Below are 13,855 nucleotides of genomic sequence, written 5' to 3'. Positions count from 1 at the left end.
GTGCAGGGGCAACCCAAAGGTACTAGTACTGCTGTGCTACTCTGCGTGTACCTTATCTACGCCGTAGGTTTTTCCTTCAGCATGACAGGTCGCGCAAGATTCTACTGGTAGGTTAGGATCTGTCATTGCATCCGCTTCTACTACCGCACCGTTACTTCTAAAGTGAGCGACAGCTGCCGCATCAGAGTGAGCGTGACAAGTACGGCATGATTCAGCGACTGGGCTAATGTAGTAAGCACCTACTTTGATTGAGCGTTTGCCTGAAGTTAAACCACCGTCAGTTGCAAACAGTTTGGCATTGTCTTTATGACAAGCCGCACAATCTGTTTCAACAGCTGGATAACCGAACAAACCACCTTTCGCATCGCGGAAGATACCTTCTACTACACCGAAGTTACCGCTGTGGAAACGGTGAGCAACTGTGAATAGGTCTTTGTTATTGAAAGTCACTTCAGGATTAACAACTAACTTACCATCATCGCCTTTATAGCCAGTTGCACCGTGGCCAGAAGCGCCAGTGGTGTCGTTATGGCAGTGCATACATTGGTCGAAGGTGTAAGCGCCGTGTCTTGAACCTTTTGCATAATCTAAAGTGCCATGACAAGCATTACACTTAGTTTCTGCGACTGTGATACGAGTAGGATCAGTCATACGGGCTTTAGTGACTACGCTACCATCTGGGCTATAGAATTTCACTGCAGCTTCGTTACCGATAGGGCTAGTTGGACCAAACTCTAAGTTTGTAGTATTACAGCTAACCACTTTACCCGCTTTAGCACAGAAGTTGGCTTCTGAACCTACGTAGAGAGTGCCCACAGCTTGCGCATCTGGGATATCTTTAACGATAGTTAACACGCCACCAGCAAGTGTTCCACTGTCTAGCTTAATACTGATTGCAGCAGGTTTAACATCTCTCCAAGAGTACACAGTACCGTCAGTGGCCACATTACCGATCAATAGACCATTAGCGACAAACATCGCTGTTGGGTTACTGGTCGCGTTGTAGGCTTTTAACGATGTACCATCAGCAATTGGCGCACCATTTAAGGTGACATTGGCTGTTAAGGTTAAGGTTTTCATGCCTAGAGTCGCTGATGGAACTGTTGTAGCACTGGTGAAGTCAACTTTGAACAGAGATGCATACTCTGCACGTTTACCAACACTATGTACCATCGCAGGTGACAAGTTACCTGTGCCGTGGCAAGAGCTACATTGAGTATCATCTGCTTGAGCTAGGGCAAATTCAGAGTGGTTTTCACCGGTCGCAAAGTTGACTGTCATATGGCAGCCTACACAAGCTTGGGCGTAAATAGTGTTATAGCTAGGTTGGTCTGTAGTATGACAGGTCGTACATTCTTTCAGATCAGATGGGAAGCCAATTTCACTCCATTCTTTAGCGGTATTATTGCTAGTATCGAAGTTTGCTGCGTTTTCTGCGCCAGAGTGGATCCTGTGGATCATAGGTGCAAAGTCAAATATCAAACCTGCGGCTAGATCTGCATCACTTGGGATTTGATCTGGGTTATGGCAGGTCACACAATTTTTAACGCCTTGGTAGTTATGGTGGGCTGAAATATTGGCGATATGGCCATCTGCTTCACCGTGACATTTTTCACAGGCTGCGCTACTGACGGTATCTTTACCTGATGATGCAAGTTCATCAGTGGCAGGGATAAAGTCAACGGGTACAGATAAAATCTTGTCAGATAAGGCTACGCCTGCACTGTCAGTGACGTTGTAAGCACGTAGAAATATTCTGTGTACTGCATTTGGATTATCATTGGGATTAATGATTGGCGCTGCGCCATCATGTGCCCAAGTTGCAGTGTAAGTGCCTGGTGTTGCTGTATCTTCGGTTAAAGTACAAGCATTTTTAGTACCGTTAAGACCATCTAAGGTACAAGTTAGCGAAGTACCTGCGGCGTTCGCCATGGCATTGTTTTGCCATTGAATAGGGGCGCCAGTACCTGAGGTATTTTCATTTGCCGTTAAAGAATAAAGCGCAACTTTATCGAGTCCTGTAAAAGGAACATCTTTGTTAGCATTTTTTCCGGTAACAGTAAATTTAACGCTGAAGCCTTCACTGCTGGTCACTTTAATGTCAGCTGGACTTAAAGTGAAAGCCAGATCAGTAATAGATTGAGCTGTCGTTGCGAAGGATCCCGCAGGGGTTCCCGGTGTACCTGGTGTTCCGGGAGTGCCTGGTGTTCCGGGTGTACCTGGTGTGCCAGGTGCCCCATCTTGACCATCGCTTCCGTCCCCGCAGGCGGTAAGGCTTAAGGTACTGACGAGAGCCAGTGCCAGTAGAGATTTATTGTAGTTTTTCATCATCGCGTCCCTTTTTCTTTCTATAAGACTGCGTGTGCAGTGCCTCTAATATAGGAGGATTCACCTACTTATAAAGTGGTATTTGCAAGTTTGTATCTGATATGTGAACGATGATTTAACAAACGCGAATGGGAATTCTAAAATTTGCATTTTGATATTTTAAATAATGAAATTCAGCTGGAAAGCCATGATGGGCATCACAATTTATATTTTTCAACTTGGGCTTTAGTGAAGAATTCATTTTCGGTTAAGCAAAATGCTTGAGGCTAAGATAGCCTAAATCTCAGTGATGGAATTGACGTTTTAAGCATTAAAGCGACGGGAAAAATAAGCGGTACTGTCGTCTGAGGATGAGGATAAGCCTTGTTAAGAGAGAAAATATCGATGAAATTTTGCTGTGTTAAACTTCGGTCTTTTACTACCTAAACCCCGTTTAACATCGACACATCGCAATGGTGTAAACAAGGTTTAGTGAATGATATATCCACGAGCTTGGCTGAGCTTATTGTCTCGCGTTAGCGTGCGGGGTCGAGCGCGGCAAGTAAGGAACGCACGACAAGCGCGCTTTGACTCTGGCTGTATCGCCGATGAATTGCAGGCTTTTCAATGAGATAATATTGTGGCGCCATCATAGTATCGTGGAGTCGATTGAGCTCTATATCGCTTAGGCGTTCTAAGTGTAATCCGGGCATGTGTTTTACTGTGTGCATATCAATGCTGGAACAAAAAGCCACACTCTTCATGGTGAGTAAATGGGCGTACCACTCCTCCCAGTCGATGACTTTATCCACCGCTGGTAGCAAGAGGCCTTGGCGCTGGCAAAATAATTCTAAGGGGTCAATTTTGCTATTAAAGCCCTTCACTTCTTGGTACAGGAATGGATGGCGACAGATTTGCTCTAAGGTAATATCGGTCTCAATCTGCCACAGAGGATGTTGTTTGGCGGCAACGATGTAAACGCCATTGACTGAGCCCAGTTTGGTATAGCTTAATTCTTTATTTTCAGCACTTTCTAAGGTAATACCAAAATCCAGCGCACCTGCGTGGATTAACTCAGCGCTATTCTCTTGCCATTTATGTAAACGTATTTGCCCTAGCGCTTGGGCGACGTCCGGCGTGCTTAATTGTGGCGCTAAAAAGCTCAATAGCCCATTACAGGCGGCAATATGCAGCGGTAAATCGGCATTAATGGCTGCATTTTGTATCTGAGTTGCAGATTGTTCGAGGTGATAAACTGATTCAGTAAACTGGCAAATAGCCACATACAGGCTTTCTGCTAGGGGAGTGGGCTTTAGCCCCTGTTGACGGCGATAAAACAGTTCATCGTTAAAGGTCAGGCGTAATGCGTTGAGGCAGCGGCTAATTTTCGGTGCAGAAACATCCAGCGCTTTGGCGGCACTGTTCGCGTGCCCTGTGTCGAAAATACTTTTAAATACCAGCAAGGTAAAAACATCGAGTTCACAGATTTGTTTGAGTAATAAGTTGCTCATTTTGTATTTTGCCCTGTATGAGTCTTAACTATTTTTTGCGGGGTTATTAAGGGCATTCTGTGGCTCTGACTCTGCTCCTTGCTATTACCCGAACCGCCGCGATTAGCCGCTAAGATTAACAGCAGTCGTGCGGATTAACTGTGATCACTCTCGGTAAAGTAACAATTATTTAACCATTGTAAAGAGTGTTATTTCGCAGGCAGTTATTTGGCTGGTCAGTGAAGGGCTTTGAGTCGGGGTATTAAAAAAGATCGAGCTAAAAATACAAGCTCGCCTAAGTGGGTGAGCTTGCGAGTGTCATTTATTCGCCGTTTTAGCGAGATTCTATAACATCGTTTTGTACGTGCGATAAGTTACCATTGGCTGTTGCAGGAGTGTGGCCTATTGCATGGGAATAAATGGTTGGCGCATCTTCTTTAATCCGCATGCCGATAAATTGGCCGCCCTCAAGAATTTGCATTGAAGTACTCGCCACTTCGCCATCGACAACGCCATTACGCTGGATCACTAAACGCTCACAAATGAGTCTGCCTTTGAAGTGTCCGTCAACGATAAATTCATGGCACTTTACTTCGCCTTGAATCGTACCGTCCTGTTCTATAGTGATATTAGCCTCAGAAAGCAGTTGACCTTGGATATCACCGCCAATAAGCACATCGCCCGTTAATTCAATATTCCCCGTGAGTTTAGTGCCTCGAGAAATAAAACTAAAAGAGGGACTTTTTTTAGGGGGGAAGAACAGTTTTTTTACAAACATCATCATAAATTAACTTAATTCGAGAAGGGATTAACAGAGTTCAATAGAGGCGCGATACTAGCGTAAAATCGATGATATGCACAGCTCTGTATGGGTTAATGTGATGGCTTTGCTGCATTAAGTCGGTCGGGTTATTTCAATGGCCTTGCTAGGGCAGGGAGCCACACAGGCGCCGCATCCGGTACAAAGTTCAAGGTCTATTTGCGGACGTGGAGCCTGGCCAATATTGAACTCAAAACTGATGGCTCTAGGCTCACAGGCATCCTTACAACTTTGACACCAGATCCCTTGAAAAGTTAAACAGCTTTCTTGAATATGGGCTTGATACGACCAAGGTATTTGGGCTAAATCGAAGATATTCTCAGGGCATGCCTTAGCGCACAGCGTACAAAAAGTACACTCATTGTCCTTAAAGGACACTTCAGGAAATCCACCATCGCCTTTGATGATGATCTGCGTTTCACACACCTCAATACAGGCTGAACAGCGCGTGCACACATCGGTGAACTCGATATCATCGCGCACCCAAGGGGGCCTCAAGGCATTATCTTTACGACGGCGAAAGAGGTTACGACGACTGTGATTAATACTTTGAGTCATGTTGCTCCTCGAACGGTTAGTTATTTAAAGTGATGGGTGTATTCACAGTGATAAAGAAAAATGGCTTGGGATATTTCCACAAGCCATTCAATTTGTTAGCCGTTGTAACCATTGGGATTGGTCGATTGCCAATGCCAGCTACTGTTGGCCATATCTGCTAGCGTATGTGTTGCTTGCCAGCCAAGATCTTCCCTTGCGTGGGTTGGATCGGCGTAGCAGGCGGCAATATCACCCGGACGACGTGGCGCAATTTGGTAGGCAATGGTGTTACCACAGGCTTTTTCAAAGGCATGAACCATGTCTAAAACACTATATCCTTGGCCTGTGCCTAAGTTATAGGTGACCAGACCCGGTTTAGTGGCCAATTTTGCCAGTGCTTTTAAATGGCCATTGGCTAAATCCACCACATGGATATAGTCACGCACGCCAGTCCCATCATGAGTCGGATAATCATCACCAAACACACTTAAGGCGGCACGTTTTCCCACGGCAACCTGCGCAATAAAGGGCATTAAGTTGTTAGGGATATCGTTAGGATCTTCGCCGATTAAGCCACTGGCATGGGCGCCGACCGGATTAAAATAACGCAGACGAGCGATATTCCAGCTCGGATCGGCATTGTGTACATCTGCCAATATATGTTCAACCATCAATTTAGACTGACCATAGGGATTGGTCGCTCCAGTGGGAAAGTCTTCGGTGATAGGCAAACTGGCTGGATCGCCATATACAGTGGCCGATGAGCTGAAAACGAGATTTTTCACCTTAAACTCCGCCATAACTTGGCAGAGGATCAGGGTTCCTGTGACGTTATTCTCATAATACTTAAGGGGATTCGCGACAGATTCACCCACAGCTTTTAATCCCGCAAAGTGAATAACCGAATTGATAGCATGATCGTTAAACACTTTCTGTAATAAGGCTTTATTGAGAATATCGCCTTGATAGAAAATGACCGATTTACCAGTGATCCGCTCGACTCGATTTAAGGCCTCTATGCTCGAATTAGACAAGTTGTCTAACACAATCACGTCATTGCCTGCATTGAGCAGTTCTACCAAAGTGTGAGTGCCAATATAGCCAGCACCGCCAGTCACTAAAATCGTCATTACTTCATCCCTTTTACAACGGTTTTTAAATATTGTGCAAAATCTTCACCGATTTCGCTGTGGCGCAGAGCATATTCAACGTTCGCGCGCATATACCCTTGTTTGTTACCACAGTCGTGACTCTTGCCTTCCATATAATAAGCGTTCACGGTTTCTTGTTTCATTAACATGGCAATCGCATCCGTTAATTGAATTTCATCGCCCGCGCCCGCAGGGGTTTTAGCCAGTAGTGGCCAAATGCTGGCAGGTAATACATAACGGCCTACAACGGCTAAGTTAGATGGCGCTTCATCCACGGCGGGTTTCTCAACCAATTCAACTAATGGCTCAGATTCACCAGGTTGTAAATCATGGCCATTCACATCAGCAATACCGTACTGATTGACGACGTTGTGCGGCACGCCTTCAACCATGATTTGACCCACTTGGGTTTCATCAAACAGCGCAACCATAGCGGCTAAGTTATCGCGACGCAGATCACAGCTGGCTTCATCGATGATCACATCCGGCAGTAATACTGCAAATGGTGCATCGCCGACGACTGATTTTGCGCACAAAATGGCGTGGCCTAATCCTTTCGCCTGAGATTGACGCACGCTGATCACCGTCACGTCTTTAGGGCAGATAGATTGTACGGCTTCAAGTAACTGACGTTTAACACGGCGCTCGAGTTGGGCTTCTAATTCGAAACTGGTATCGAAGTGGTTTTCGATAGAGTTTTTACTGGCGTGAGTCACTAAGACAATTTCTTTGATCCCAGCAGCGATAGCTTCACTGACCACGTATTGGATCAATGGCTTATCGACAACCGGTAACATTTCCTTTGGAATCGCTTTGGTCGCTGGAAGCATACGAGTGCCTAGGCCTGCGACAGGAATAACGGCTTTACGAATTTGATGTTGTTTCATTGCGAACCTTTTAGGTCAAGGAGATGCGATTAATAGCCAATATTGTAAATGACCTACACAGAAAAGCTATTTACAAACACTAAAAAATTGAGGAAATCTAAGTATTTTAACGGCAAATTCGGGCATAAGTTTTAGCAAAGGTAGCACAGTGGATCTAATCCAGCACCCATGGCGTGCAGCAACAGGGTGATTTTAATGACCTTGTAATATTTGCTTTACGTTTACGTCACAGTGGCGGCACAAGAATAAAGTGTGAGGGAGTTAACAAATTTAAAGCCTTAGATCACTATGGAGCCATGAGTGTTAGCCACCGAGTGAAGATTATGACGAAAGGAACAGAGTACATCGCTCGCAGAGCCGATGACACTGGGTTTATCCATTACCCACAAGAAGAACACGATATTTGGCGTCAGCTTTATGCCCGTCAAGCCGTTAATCTCCCTGGTCGTGCCTGCAAGGAATATCTGCAAGGGCTCGATGCCTTAGGGATGCCAAAGGATCGCATTCCGCAACTTGCCGAAATTGATGCGGTATTACAAGCGACCACTGGTTGGAAAACGGCGGCGGTCCCTGCGCTGATATCCTTCGGCCGTTTTTTTGAACTGCTGGCAAATAAAGAGTTTCCAGTGGCCACTTTTATTCGCCGCAAGGAAGAGTTTGATTACTTGCAAGAGCCAGATATCTTCCACGAGATTTTTGGTCACTGCCCTTTGCTCACCAACCCCTCATTTGCCAATTTCTCTCATATGTATGGCCAGTTAGGTTTACATGCCAGCAAAGAGGAAAGGGTATTTTTAGCGCGTTTGTACTGGTTTACAGTTGAGTTTGGTTTACTACAGCCTAAAGACGGTCCCTTATGTATTTATGGCGGCGGCATTTTAAGCTCACCCGGTGAAACCTTGTATGCAATGGAAAGTGACGCGCCAGAGCGTCAACCTTTTGATTTATTGAATGTGCTGCGAACCCCATATCGCATCGACATTATGCAGCCGATTTATTATGTGATTGAGCATATTGATATGCTGGATGAAATTGCCAAGATGGATATTATGGCTTATGTCACTAAGGCGCGTCAGTTAGGTTTATTTGCCCCTAAGTTTCCGCCAAAAGCTAAGGCGAGTTAAGTCACGATTCGGTTGATGAGTTGACTCGTTATTTGGCTGGCATCTAATTTAGCCATCTGATATTGAGTCATGCGATTTAAGTTATTAATAGAAAATGAGTAAAGTGCAACAGAATATCCCTACCAATGTTGCCAACAGGAGTATGTATGACTGCGTTATCGAATATGAAATGTGAAGCGTGCCAAGCCGACGCACCTAAAGTGACCGATGAAGAATTGGCCGAACTTATTCGTATGATCCCCGACTGGGGCGTGCAAGTACGTGACGGCGTAATGCAGCTTGAGCGTGTCTACAAGTTTAAAAACTTTAAACTGGCGATGGCATTCACGAATAAGCTGGCGGATTTAGCGGAAGAAGAATTCCATCACCCAGGCATTTTCACTGAATGGGGCAAAGTAACCGTCACTTGGTGGTCACATTCTATTAAGGGCCTACATAAGAATGACTTCATCATGGCCGCCAAGACAGACCAGTTATTGGTTTAGTTAATTCACCAATATAATCAGCATCTTAACCTGTTTTTTGATGCTGATTTTTTCTTCCTGTTACAATTCAACTGTAAACTAGGCTTGCCACTTTCTGTTTAACCTTCTAACGTATACAGGCTCTGCTATTTCCCCTCATCGCTGACGTTTTCGTTAAGGTAACGACTTGCCTAGCAAGCGTCATTTTTGTTGTAAAGCTCAAGGCGAAAAATAGCTCTGCACGGTTTATCCCCAAAATTCGAATCAAAAAAGGGAATATCAGTCATTATGCGCTTGGAAGTCAGCTGTCAGGATCGTGTTGGTTTAGCCAAAGATATCTTAGTCGTGTTAGAGCGTTATGGTATTAATTTAATTGCCATTGATGCCAGTAACCAAGGATTCCTGTACTTACAATTTGCCGAAATCAGTTTTGAAACCTTAAGTGCCTTGATGCCGCAGATCCGCAAAGTGGAAAGTGTCCACGATGTGCGTACTGTGTCGTTTATGCCCTCAGAGCAGGAACATTACGCCCTTAAAACCTTGCTCAAAACCTTACCCGACTCCGTTTTCTCCATCGATGCTAAAGCACGTATTCGTATCGTTAACGAGTCCGCCTTGCTCAATATCGGCATGGGCGAGCACGAAGTGCTCGAAGAGTCGCTCAATCATTGGGTGCAAGGTTTTAATTTCAGCCGTTGGTTGAGTGAAAGCCAAGTCTTACCGCAAGCGGCGAGGGTACAAATCGGCCCAAACGAATATCTAGCCGAAATGCTGCCGATTTACCTGCCAGATGAAGATGAAAAAACCATCTTAGTTGGCGCAGTGGTGTCGCTAAAATCCCCCGCGCGGGTTGGAAAGCAGTTTAACGCGCTGCAGAATCAAACCACTGGCTTTGAAAATGTATTAGCCAGCAGTGACAAAATGAAGGAAGTGCTAAAGCAAGCGCGGCGTATGGCCCAGCTCGATGCGCCTTTATTGATCACGGGTGAAACGGGTACTGGCAAAGAATTAATGGCCAGAGCCAGCCACGATGCCAGCATGCGCCGTGAGAAACCCTTTATCGCCATCAACTGCGCCGCTCTGCCCGACAGCGCCGCCGAAGAAGAATTATTCGGTTATGTCAGCCAAGGTAAAGTCGTTAAAAGGGGATTCTTTGAAGAAGCCAAGGGCGGCACAGTATTTCTCGATGAAGTGGCTGAGATGTCCAAGGCCGCCCAAGTTAAGCTGCTTCGGCTATTGCAAGATGGCACCTTTAGACGTATTGGCGGCGATGAGGAAGTCCGTGCCGATGTGCGGATCATTTGCTCAACCCAGAAGAATTTAGCCGAACTGTGCCAAACTGGTGAGTTTAGGGAAGATTTGTACTATCGCATCCATGTGCTGAGTTATCACATACCGTCACTGCGCGAGCGTAAAGTCGATATCATTCCACTGACGGAAATGTTCCTCGAACATTACAGCCAACAGTTGTCTAGCCCAGTGCGGCGGATTTCGGCCCAGTGCCGCGATCATTTGCTCACCTACGCTTGGCCAGGTAACGTACGCCAATTAAAGAACGCGGTATTTAGGGCAGTGTCTATGTGGGATGGTTCGGCTGAGTTGACGGTCGAACAATTAAAATTACCGTCCTACGCCGAAGGTTTTGGTTACTTTGACAATGAGTTTGAAGGCAATCTCGACGATGCAATGAAGCAGTTTGAGGCGAGTCTATTGCGCCGATTATATCCTGCCTATCCGAGCACTCGACAGTTAGCGAAAAAGCTCGGGGTGTCGCACACTGCCATTGCCAATAAGCTGCGTGAGTACAAGATAGCCAAGCGTCGTTAAGCCGTGTCCTGCTGGCTTGACGCGATAGATGTAACAGTATCGTTCCACTTAGTTGCCGACTTTTCAGGCATATTGCTTACCGAGATATTGATAAGCGGCAACTAGGTTATAAACGTAATGATTAGTTTACGAAATGTGAAATAATTGACCTAAATGTGATTTGGGTCACGCTATAGGAATCTGCGCCAGCTTCGGGTATTTCTACGCGCAACAAATACGTTAAAGCAAGCAAAAGGGCGTGCCTCTGTTGGCGCGGAGTGCGTAACGTGTGCGCCCTTAATGAGTCAAAGAGCTCGATTAAAATCGCCGAATATAAGCTGAATGACGCCGCGCGTTTTCCAGCACAATAAAATTGTACGCCTAGCCTTAGAAGCACTGGAGCCAATATGAAACTTGCAAGTTATAACAATGGTCGCCGCGATGGTCAGTTGATGTTAGTTAGCCGCGATCTCACTAAAACGGTTGCCGTTCCTGCTATTGCCCACACAATGCAGCAATTACTCGACGGTTGGGATTTACTGAAACCGCAATTGCAAGAATTGTACGACGCGTTAAATGAAGGCATGTTAGATAACGCCCAAGCGTTTGACGAAGCTAAGTGCTTGTCGCCACTACCGCGTGCTTATCAATGGGCCGATGGCAGCGCTTATGTGAATCACGTTGAGCTAGTCCGTAAGGCTCGCGGCGCAGAAATGCCAGAAACATTCTGGACAGATCCGCTGTTTTATCAAGGTGGGTCAGACAGTTTTATTGCCCCTAAAGCCGATATTCCACTGGCGAGTGAAGACTGGGGTATCGATTTCGAATCTGAAATCGCGATCATTACCGATGATGTGCCTATGGGCGTGAGCAGCGACAATGCGGCTAAGCACATTAAATTGTTGATGTTAGTGAACGATGTGTCACTGCGTAACTTAATCCCTGGTGAGTTGGCGAAAGGGTTTGGTTTCTTCCAATCTAAGCCATCGAGCAGTTTTTCACCTGTGGCAGTGACGCCGGATGAACTGGGCGCACGTTGGGAAGATTCTAAAGTGCATTTACCGTTGATCACCCATTTAAACGGTGAGTTATTTGGTCGTCCGAATGCGGGCGTCGATATGACCTTTAATTTCAGCCAGTTAGTTTCACATGTTGCAAAAACCCGTCCATTGGGTGCAGGCGCGATTATTGGCTCAGGTACTATTTCTAACTATGACCGTAGCGCAGGCTCTAGCTGTTTAGCGGAAAAACGTATGTTAGAAGTGATTGCTGAAGGCAAAGCTACTACGCCATTTATGCGTTTTGGCGATACTGTGCGCATCGAAATGCTCGATGACAACGATGTAACGATTTTCGGTTCTATCGATCAAAAAGTGGTTGAATACAAAGCCTAAGGCTTTCCCTTAAAGGGCTACATCGACTCAAACTAACGGGGCTTAATTGCCCCGTTTTTATACAGACTTTTATAAGGACATGAAAATATGAAACTTTATGGTTATTGGCGCTCAAGCGCGGCGTACAGAGTTCGCATCGCCCTCAATCTTAAGGGGATTTCAGCCGAGCAGTTGTCTGTGCATCTTGTACGTGATGGCGGCGAGCAACATAAAGCGGCCTACAGTGCGCTTAATCCGCTGGAGTTAGTGCCAACCTTAACGTTGGATGATGAGCTGGATGCGGATGCATTGTCGCAATCCTTAGCCATTATCGAATATCTTGATGAGATACACCCTCAGTCACCATTATTGCCTGCATCGGCTCTTGAGCGTGCCCATGTGCGCGCCATGGCACTCACGGTAGCCTGTGAAATTCACCCATTAAACAATTTGCGGGTATTGCAGTATTTAACCCAAACCTTAGGGGTCGATGAAGCGGCTAAAAATACTTGGTATCACCACTGGGTCGCGAGTGGCTTTGCAGCCCTAGAAACCTTGTTGGTAAGGCACAGCGGTCGTTATTGCTTTGGGGATACAGTGACATTAGCCGACTTATGTTTAGTGCCGCAGGTGTATAACGCCCAGCGTTTTAATGTGGATTTAACGCCTTATCCCAATATCATGCGCGTGTGGACTGAGTGTAATCAGCTAGAAGCCTTTGCCGATGCGGCCCCAGAGCGCCAAGCGGATGCGGTGTGATGCTTTGTAACGAATAGTGCGGATATAGTGTTTACCAATTGAAAGAATGGATGATGAGGCTTGTTTTGCGAGTCTTATCTCAGCGATGGAGTTTAAATGCTTTTCAGTAAAAAATGTCCGTATTGCAAAGGTAAACTCGGCGCTAAGGATGTGCCGATTAAGGAAGGACGCTGCTGCCACTGTGAACAGCCGATACGGTACAAACTCAATGTAATAAAATGGATGCTACTGTTCATGCCCATCTTTACTGTTAGCGTTAATCTGCTAGACAAAGATGTCTATGGGTTTTGGATTTGTTTTGCGGTAATGGTACCTATTTATAGTCTCGTTTATCTACTCTGTCATGAGGTCGTAAAGTGCTCAGAAACCGATGGCGAAGTGGAGTAAGCCGAATGTCATTCCCGTGGTGTTATCTGACATTGAAGCCAACGATACTGTTATGAGTAATGTATGAGTCATGTTCTGAATGGTGCTATGAATAATGTTATGGATGAGGCTATGTGTGAAGCAGAGCTAAAGCATCGATTACTCGAATGGATCGTTCAGGATTGCGAGCGGGTGAGGGCGCTTGAACTTGCGCTCCAATGCGCCAAAGTACACTCAATGCCGCAGTGGTGCCTTGCGGCGGGATTTGTCCGTAATCTAGTCTGGGATCGCTTGCACGGATTTGAGTTGAGTCCACTGAACGATATCGATCTGATCTATTTTTGCCCGTTAGATATCAGTCCCGAGCGGGATCTGGCAATTGAAACCTATCTTAATCAGCTTGCCCCTGAGTTACCTTGGTCGGTGAAGAATCAGGCGCGCATGCATGTTCGAAATCAAGACACGGCTTACACATCTTGTGTTGATGCTATGGCCTATTGGCCAGAGCTTGAAACCGCAATCGGGGTAAGCTATCAAGTTGTTGATACAGAATCTGATACTCAGACTTGTGTTGGGATGAAAAATCATCCCGCGTCTTACGATATTGAGCTGGTGGCTCCTTTTGGGCTGAACTCTTTGTTTGCACTCAAACTGAGCGCCAATCCAAAGCGGGGATTATCCGTGTTTGATCACAGAGTCGCGACTAAGGGTTGGCTCACTCGGTACCCTTTGCTTGAGTGTTACCGCACAAGCTGATCTGCTCACTCATTC

13 protein-coding genes are annotated in these 13,855 nt (G+C 45.9%); 6 read left to right on the top strand and 7 right to left on the bottom strand.

The genetic code is table 11. The features are described from left to right. Positions 1-36: 36 nt before the first annotated feature. From Q4Q57_RS00500 to galU, 6 genes are all read right to left on the bottom strand, one after another. Positions 37-2,331 carry an OmcA/MtrC family decaheme c-type cytochrome gene (locus Q4Q57_RS00500; protein ID WP_311889241.1) on the bottom strand — a complete coding sequence of 765 codons (2,295 nt, stop codon included), beginning with the start codon at positions 2,329-2,331 and terminating at the stop codon, positions 37-39. Between the two features lie 512 nt (positions 2,332-2,843). Then, the gene (locus Q4Q57_RS00495; protein ID WP_311889240.1) at positions 2,844-3,818 is read right to left on the bottom strand and encodes a LysR family transcriptional regulator; all 975 of its coding nucleotides are present in this window, start codon (positions 3,816-3,818) and stop codon (positions 2,844-2,846) included. Between the two features lie 313 nt (positions 3,819-4,131). Then, a complete protein-coding gene (locus Q4Q57_RS00490; protein ID WP_311889238.1) occupies positions 4,132-4,581 on the bottom strand; it encodes a polymer-forming cytoskeletal protein in 450 nt (149 codons plus the stop codon). Between the two features lie 111 nt (positions 4,582-4,692). Continuing rightward, a complete protein-coding gene (gene napF / locus Q4Q57_RS00485; protein ID WP_107946976.1) occupies positions 4,693-5,175 on the bottom strand; it encodes a ferredoxin-type protein NapF in 483 nt (160 codons plus the stop codon). A 95-nt stretch (positions 5,176-5,270) separates the two neighbouring features. Further along, on the bottom strand, positions 5,271-6,284 hold the full coding sequence (gene galE, locus Q4Q57_RS00480) for a UDP-glucose 4-epimerase GalE (protein WP_259526832.1): 1,014 nt from the start codon (positions 6,282-6,284) through the stop codon (positions 5,271-5,273). Next, entirely contained in the window at positions 6,284-7,192 is a 909-nt protein-coding gene (gene galU, locus Q4Q57_RS00475) for a UTP--glucose-1-phosphate uridylyltransferase GalU (protein WP_006081012.1), read from the bottom strand. The genes galE and galU overlap by 1 nt, the downstream gene beginning before the upstream one ends. A 323-nt stretch (positions 7,193-7,515) precedes the next feature. Between galU and phhA the strand changes: the two genes are divergently transcribed. The 5 genes from phhA to maiA all read left to right on the top strand — a co-directional run bounded on the left by phhA (position 7,516) and on the right by maiA (position 12,718). Further along, positions 7,516-8,316, top strand: a complete 801-nt coding sequence (gene phhA / locus Q4Q57_RS00470) for a phenylalanine 4-monooxygenase (protein ID WP_220592490.1) — start codon at positions 7,516-7,518, stop codon at positions 8,314-8,316. Positions 8,317-8,462: 146 nt separating this feature from the next. Continuing rightward, positions 8,463-8,801: a 4a-hydroxytetrahydrobiopterin dehydratase gene (locus Q4Q57_RS00465; RefSeq protein ID WP_006081014.1), complete on the top strand. Its 339-nt coding sequence runs from the start codon at positions 8,463-8,465 to the stop codon at positions 8,799-8,801. 267 nt (positions 8,802-9,068) lie between these two features. Next, positions 9,069-10,607: a transcriptional regulator TyrR gene (gene tyrR, locus Q4Q57_RS00460; RefSeq protein ID WP_006085271.1), complete on the top strand. Its 1,539-nt coding sequence runs from the start codon at positions 9,069-9,071 to the stop codon at positions 10,605-10,607. Positions 10,608-10,993: 386 nt separating this feature from the next. Further along, positions 10,994-11,980 carry a fumarylacetoacetate hydrolase family protein gene (locus Q4Q57_RS00455; RefSeq protein ID WP_006085272.1) on the top strand — a complete coding sequence of 329 codons (987 nt, stop codon included), beginning with the start codon at positions 10,994-10,996 and terminating at the stop codon, positions 11,978-11,980. Between the two features lie 87 nt (positions 11,981-12,067). Beyond that, positions 12,068-12,718, top strand: coding sequence for a maleylacetoacetate isomerase (maiA, locus tag Q4Q57_RS00450; protein WP_012196845.1), 651 nt, complete (start codon positions 12,068-12,070; stop codon positions 12,716-12,718). 92 nt (positions 12,719-12,810) lie between these two features. On the opposite strand, the gene Q4Q57_RS00445 is transcribed toward maiA, so the two are convergent. Continuing rightward, positions 12,811-12,954, bottom strand: a complete 144-nt coding sequence (locus Q4Q57_RS00445) for a hypothetical protein (protein WP_259563244.1) — start codon at positions 12,952-12,954, stop codon at positions 12,811-12,813. 214 nt (positions 12,955-13,168) lie between these two features. Here Q4Q57_RS00445 and Q4Q57_RS00440 point away from each other — a divergent pair, with 214 nt between their 5' ends. Then, the gene (locus Q4Q57_RS00440; protein WP_311889231.1) at positions 13,169-13,840 is read left to right on the top strand and encodes a nucleotidyltransferase family protein; all 672 of its coding nucleotides are present in this window, start codon (positions 13,169-13,171) and stop codon (positions 13,838-13,840) included. Positions 13,841-13,855 lie beyond the last annotated feature (15 nt).

Source organism: Shewanella sp. SP2S2-6, assembly GCF_031931965.1.
Classification (GTDB): Bacteria; Pseudomonadota; Gammaproteobacteria; order Enterobacterales; family Shewanellaceae; genus Shewanella; species Shewanella baltica.
The sequence above is the reverse complement of the archived record's forward strand: the minus strand, read 5'-3'. Positions and strand labels throughout refer to the sequence as shown.

Excerpts from the sequence above, each read along its gene's own strand:
- Q4Q57_RS00455 (WP_006085272.1), top strand. The coding sequence starts at position 10,994 with ATGAAACTTGCAAGTTATAACAATGGTCGCCGCGATGGTCAGTTGATG.
- Q4Q57_RS00490 (WP_311889238.1), bottom strand. The coding sequence starts at position 4,581 with ATGATGATGTTTGTAAAAAAACTGTTCTTCCCCCCTAAAAAAAGTCCC.
- phhA (WP_220592490.1), top strand. The coding sequence starts at position 7,516 with ATGACGAAAGGAACAGAGTACATCGCTCGCAGAGCCGATGACACTGGG.
- Q4Q57_RS00445 (WP_259563244.1), bottom strand. The coding sequence starts at position 12,954 with ATGAACAGTAGCATCCATTTTATTACATTGAGTTTGTACCGTATCGGC.
- maiA (WP_012196845.1), top strand. The coding sequence starts at position 12,068 with ATGAAACTTTATGGTTATTGGCGCTCAAGCGCGGCGTACAGAGTTCGC.
- Q4Q57_RS00500 (WP_311889241.1), bottom strand. The coding sequence starts at position 2,331 with ATGATGAAAAACTACAATAAATCTCTACTGGCACTGGCTCTCGTCAGT.
- galU (WP_006081012.1), bottom strand. The coding sequence starts at position 7,192 with ATGAAACAACATCAAATTCGTAAAGCCGTTATTCCTGTCGCAGGCCTA.
- Q4Q57_RS00440 (WP_311889231.1), top strand. The coding sequence starts at position 13,169 with ATGAGTCATGTTCTGAATGGTGCTATGAATAATGTTATGGATGAGGCT.
- tyrR (WP_006085271.1), top strand. The coding sequence starts at position 9,069 with ATGCGCTTGGAAGTCAGCTGTCAGGATCGTGTTGGTTTAGCCAAAGAT.
- galE (WP_259526832.1), bottom strand. The coding sequence starts at position 6,284 with ATGACGATTTTAGTGACTGGCGGTGCTGGCTATATTGGCACTCACACT.
- Q4Q57_RS00465 (WP_006081014.1), top strand. The coding sequence starts at position 8,463 with ATGACTGCGTTATCGAATATGAAATGTGAAGCGTGCCAAGCCGACGCA.
- napF (WP_107946976.1), bottom strand. The coding sequence starts at position 5,175 with ATGACTCAAAGTATTAATCACAGTCGTCGTAACCTCTTTCGCCGTCGT.
- Q4Q57_RS00495 (WP_311889240.1), bottom strand. The coding sequence starts at position 3,818 with ATGAGCAACTTATTACTCAAACAAATCTGTGAACTCGATGTTTTTACC.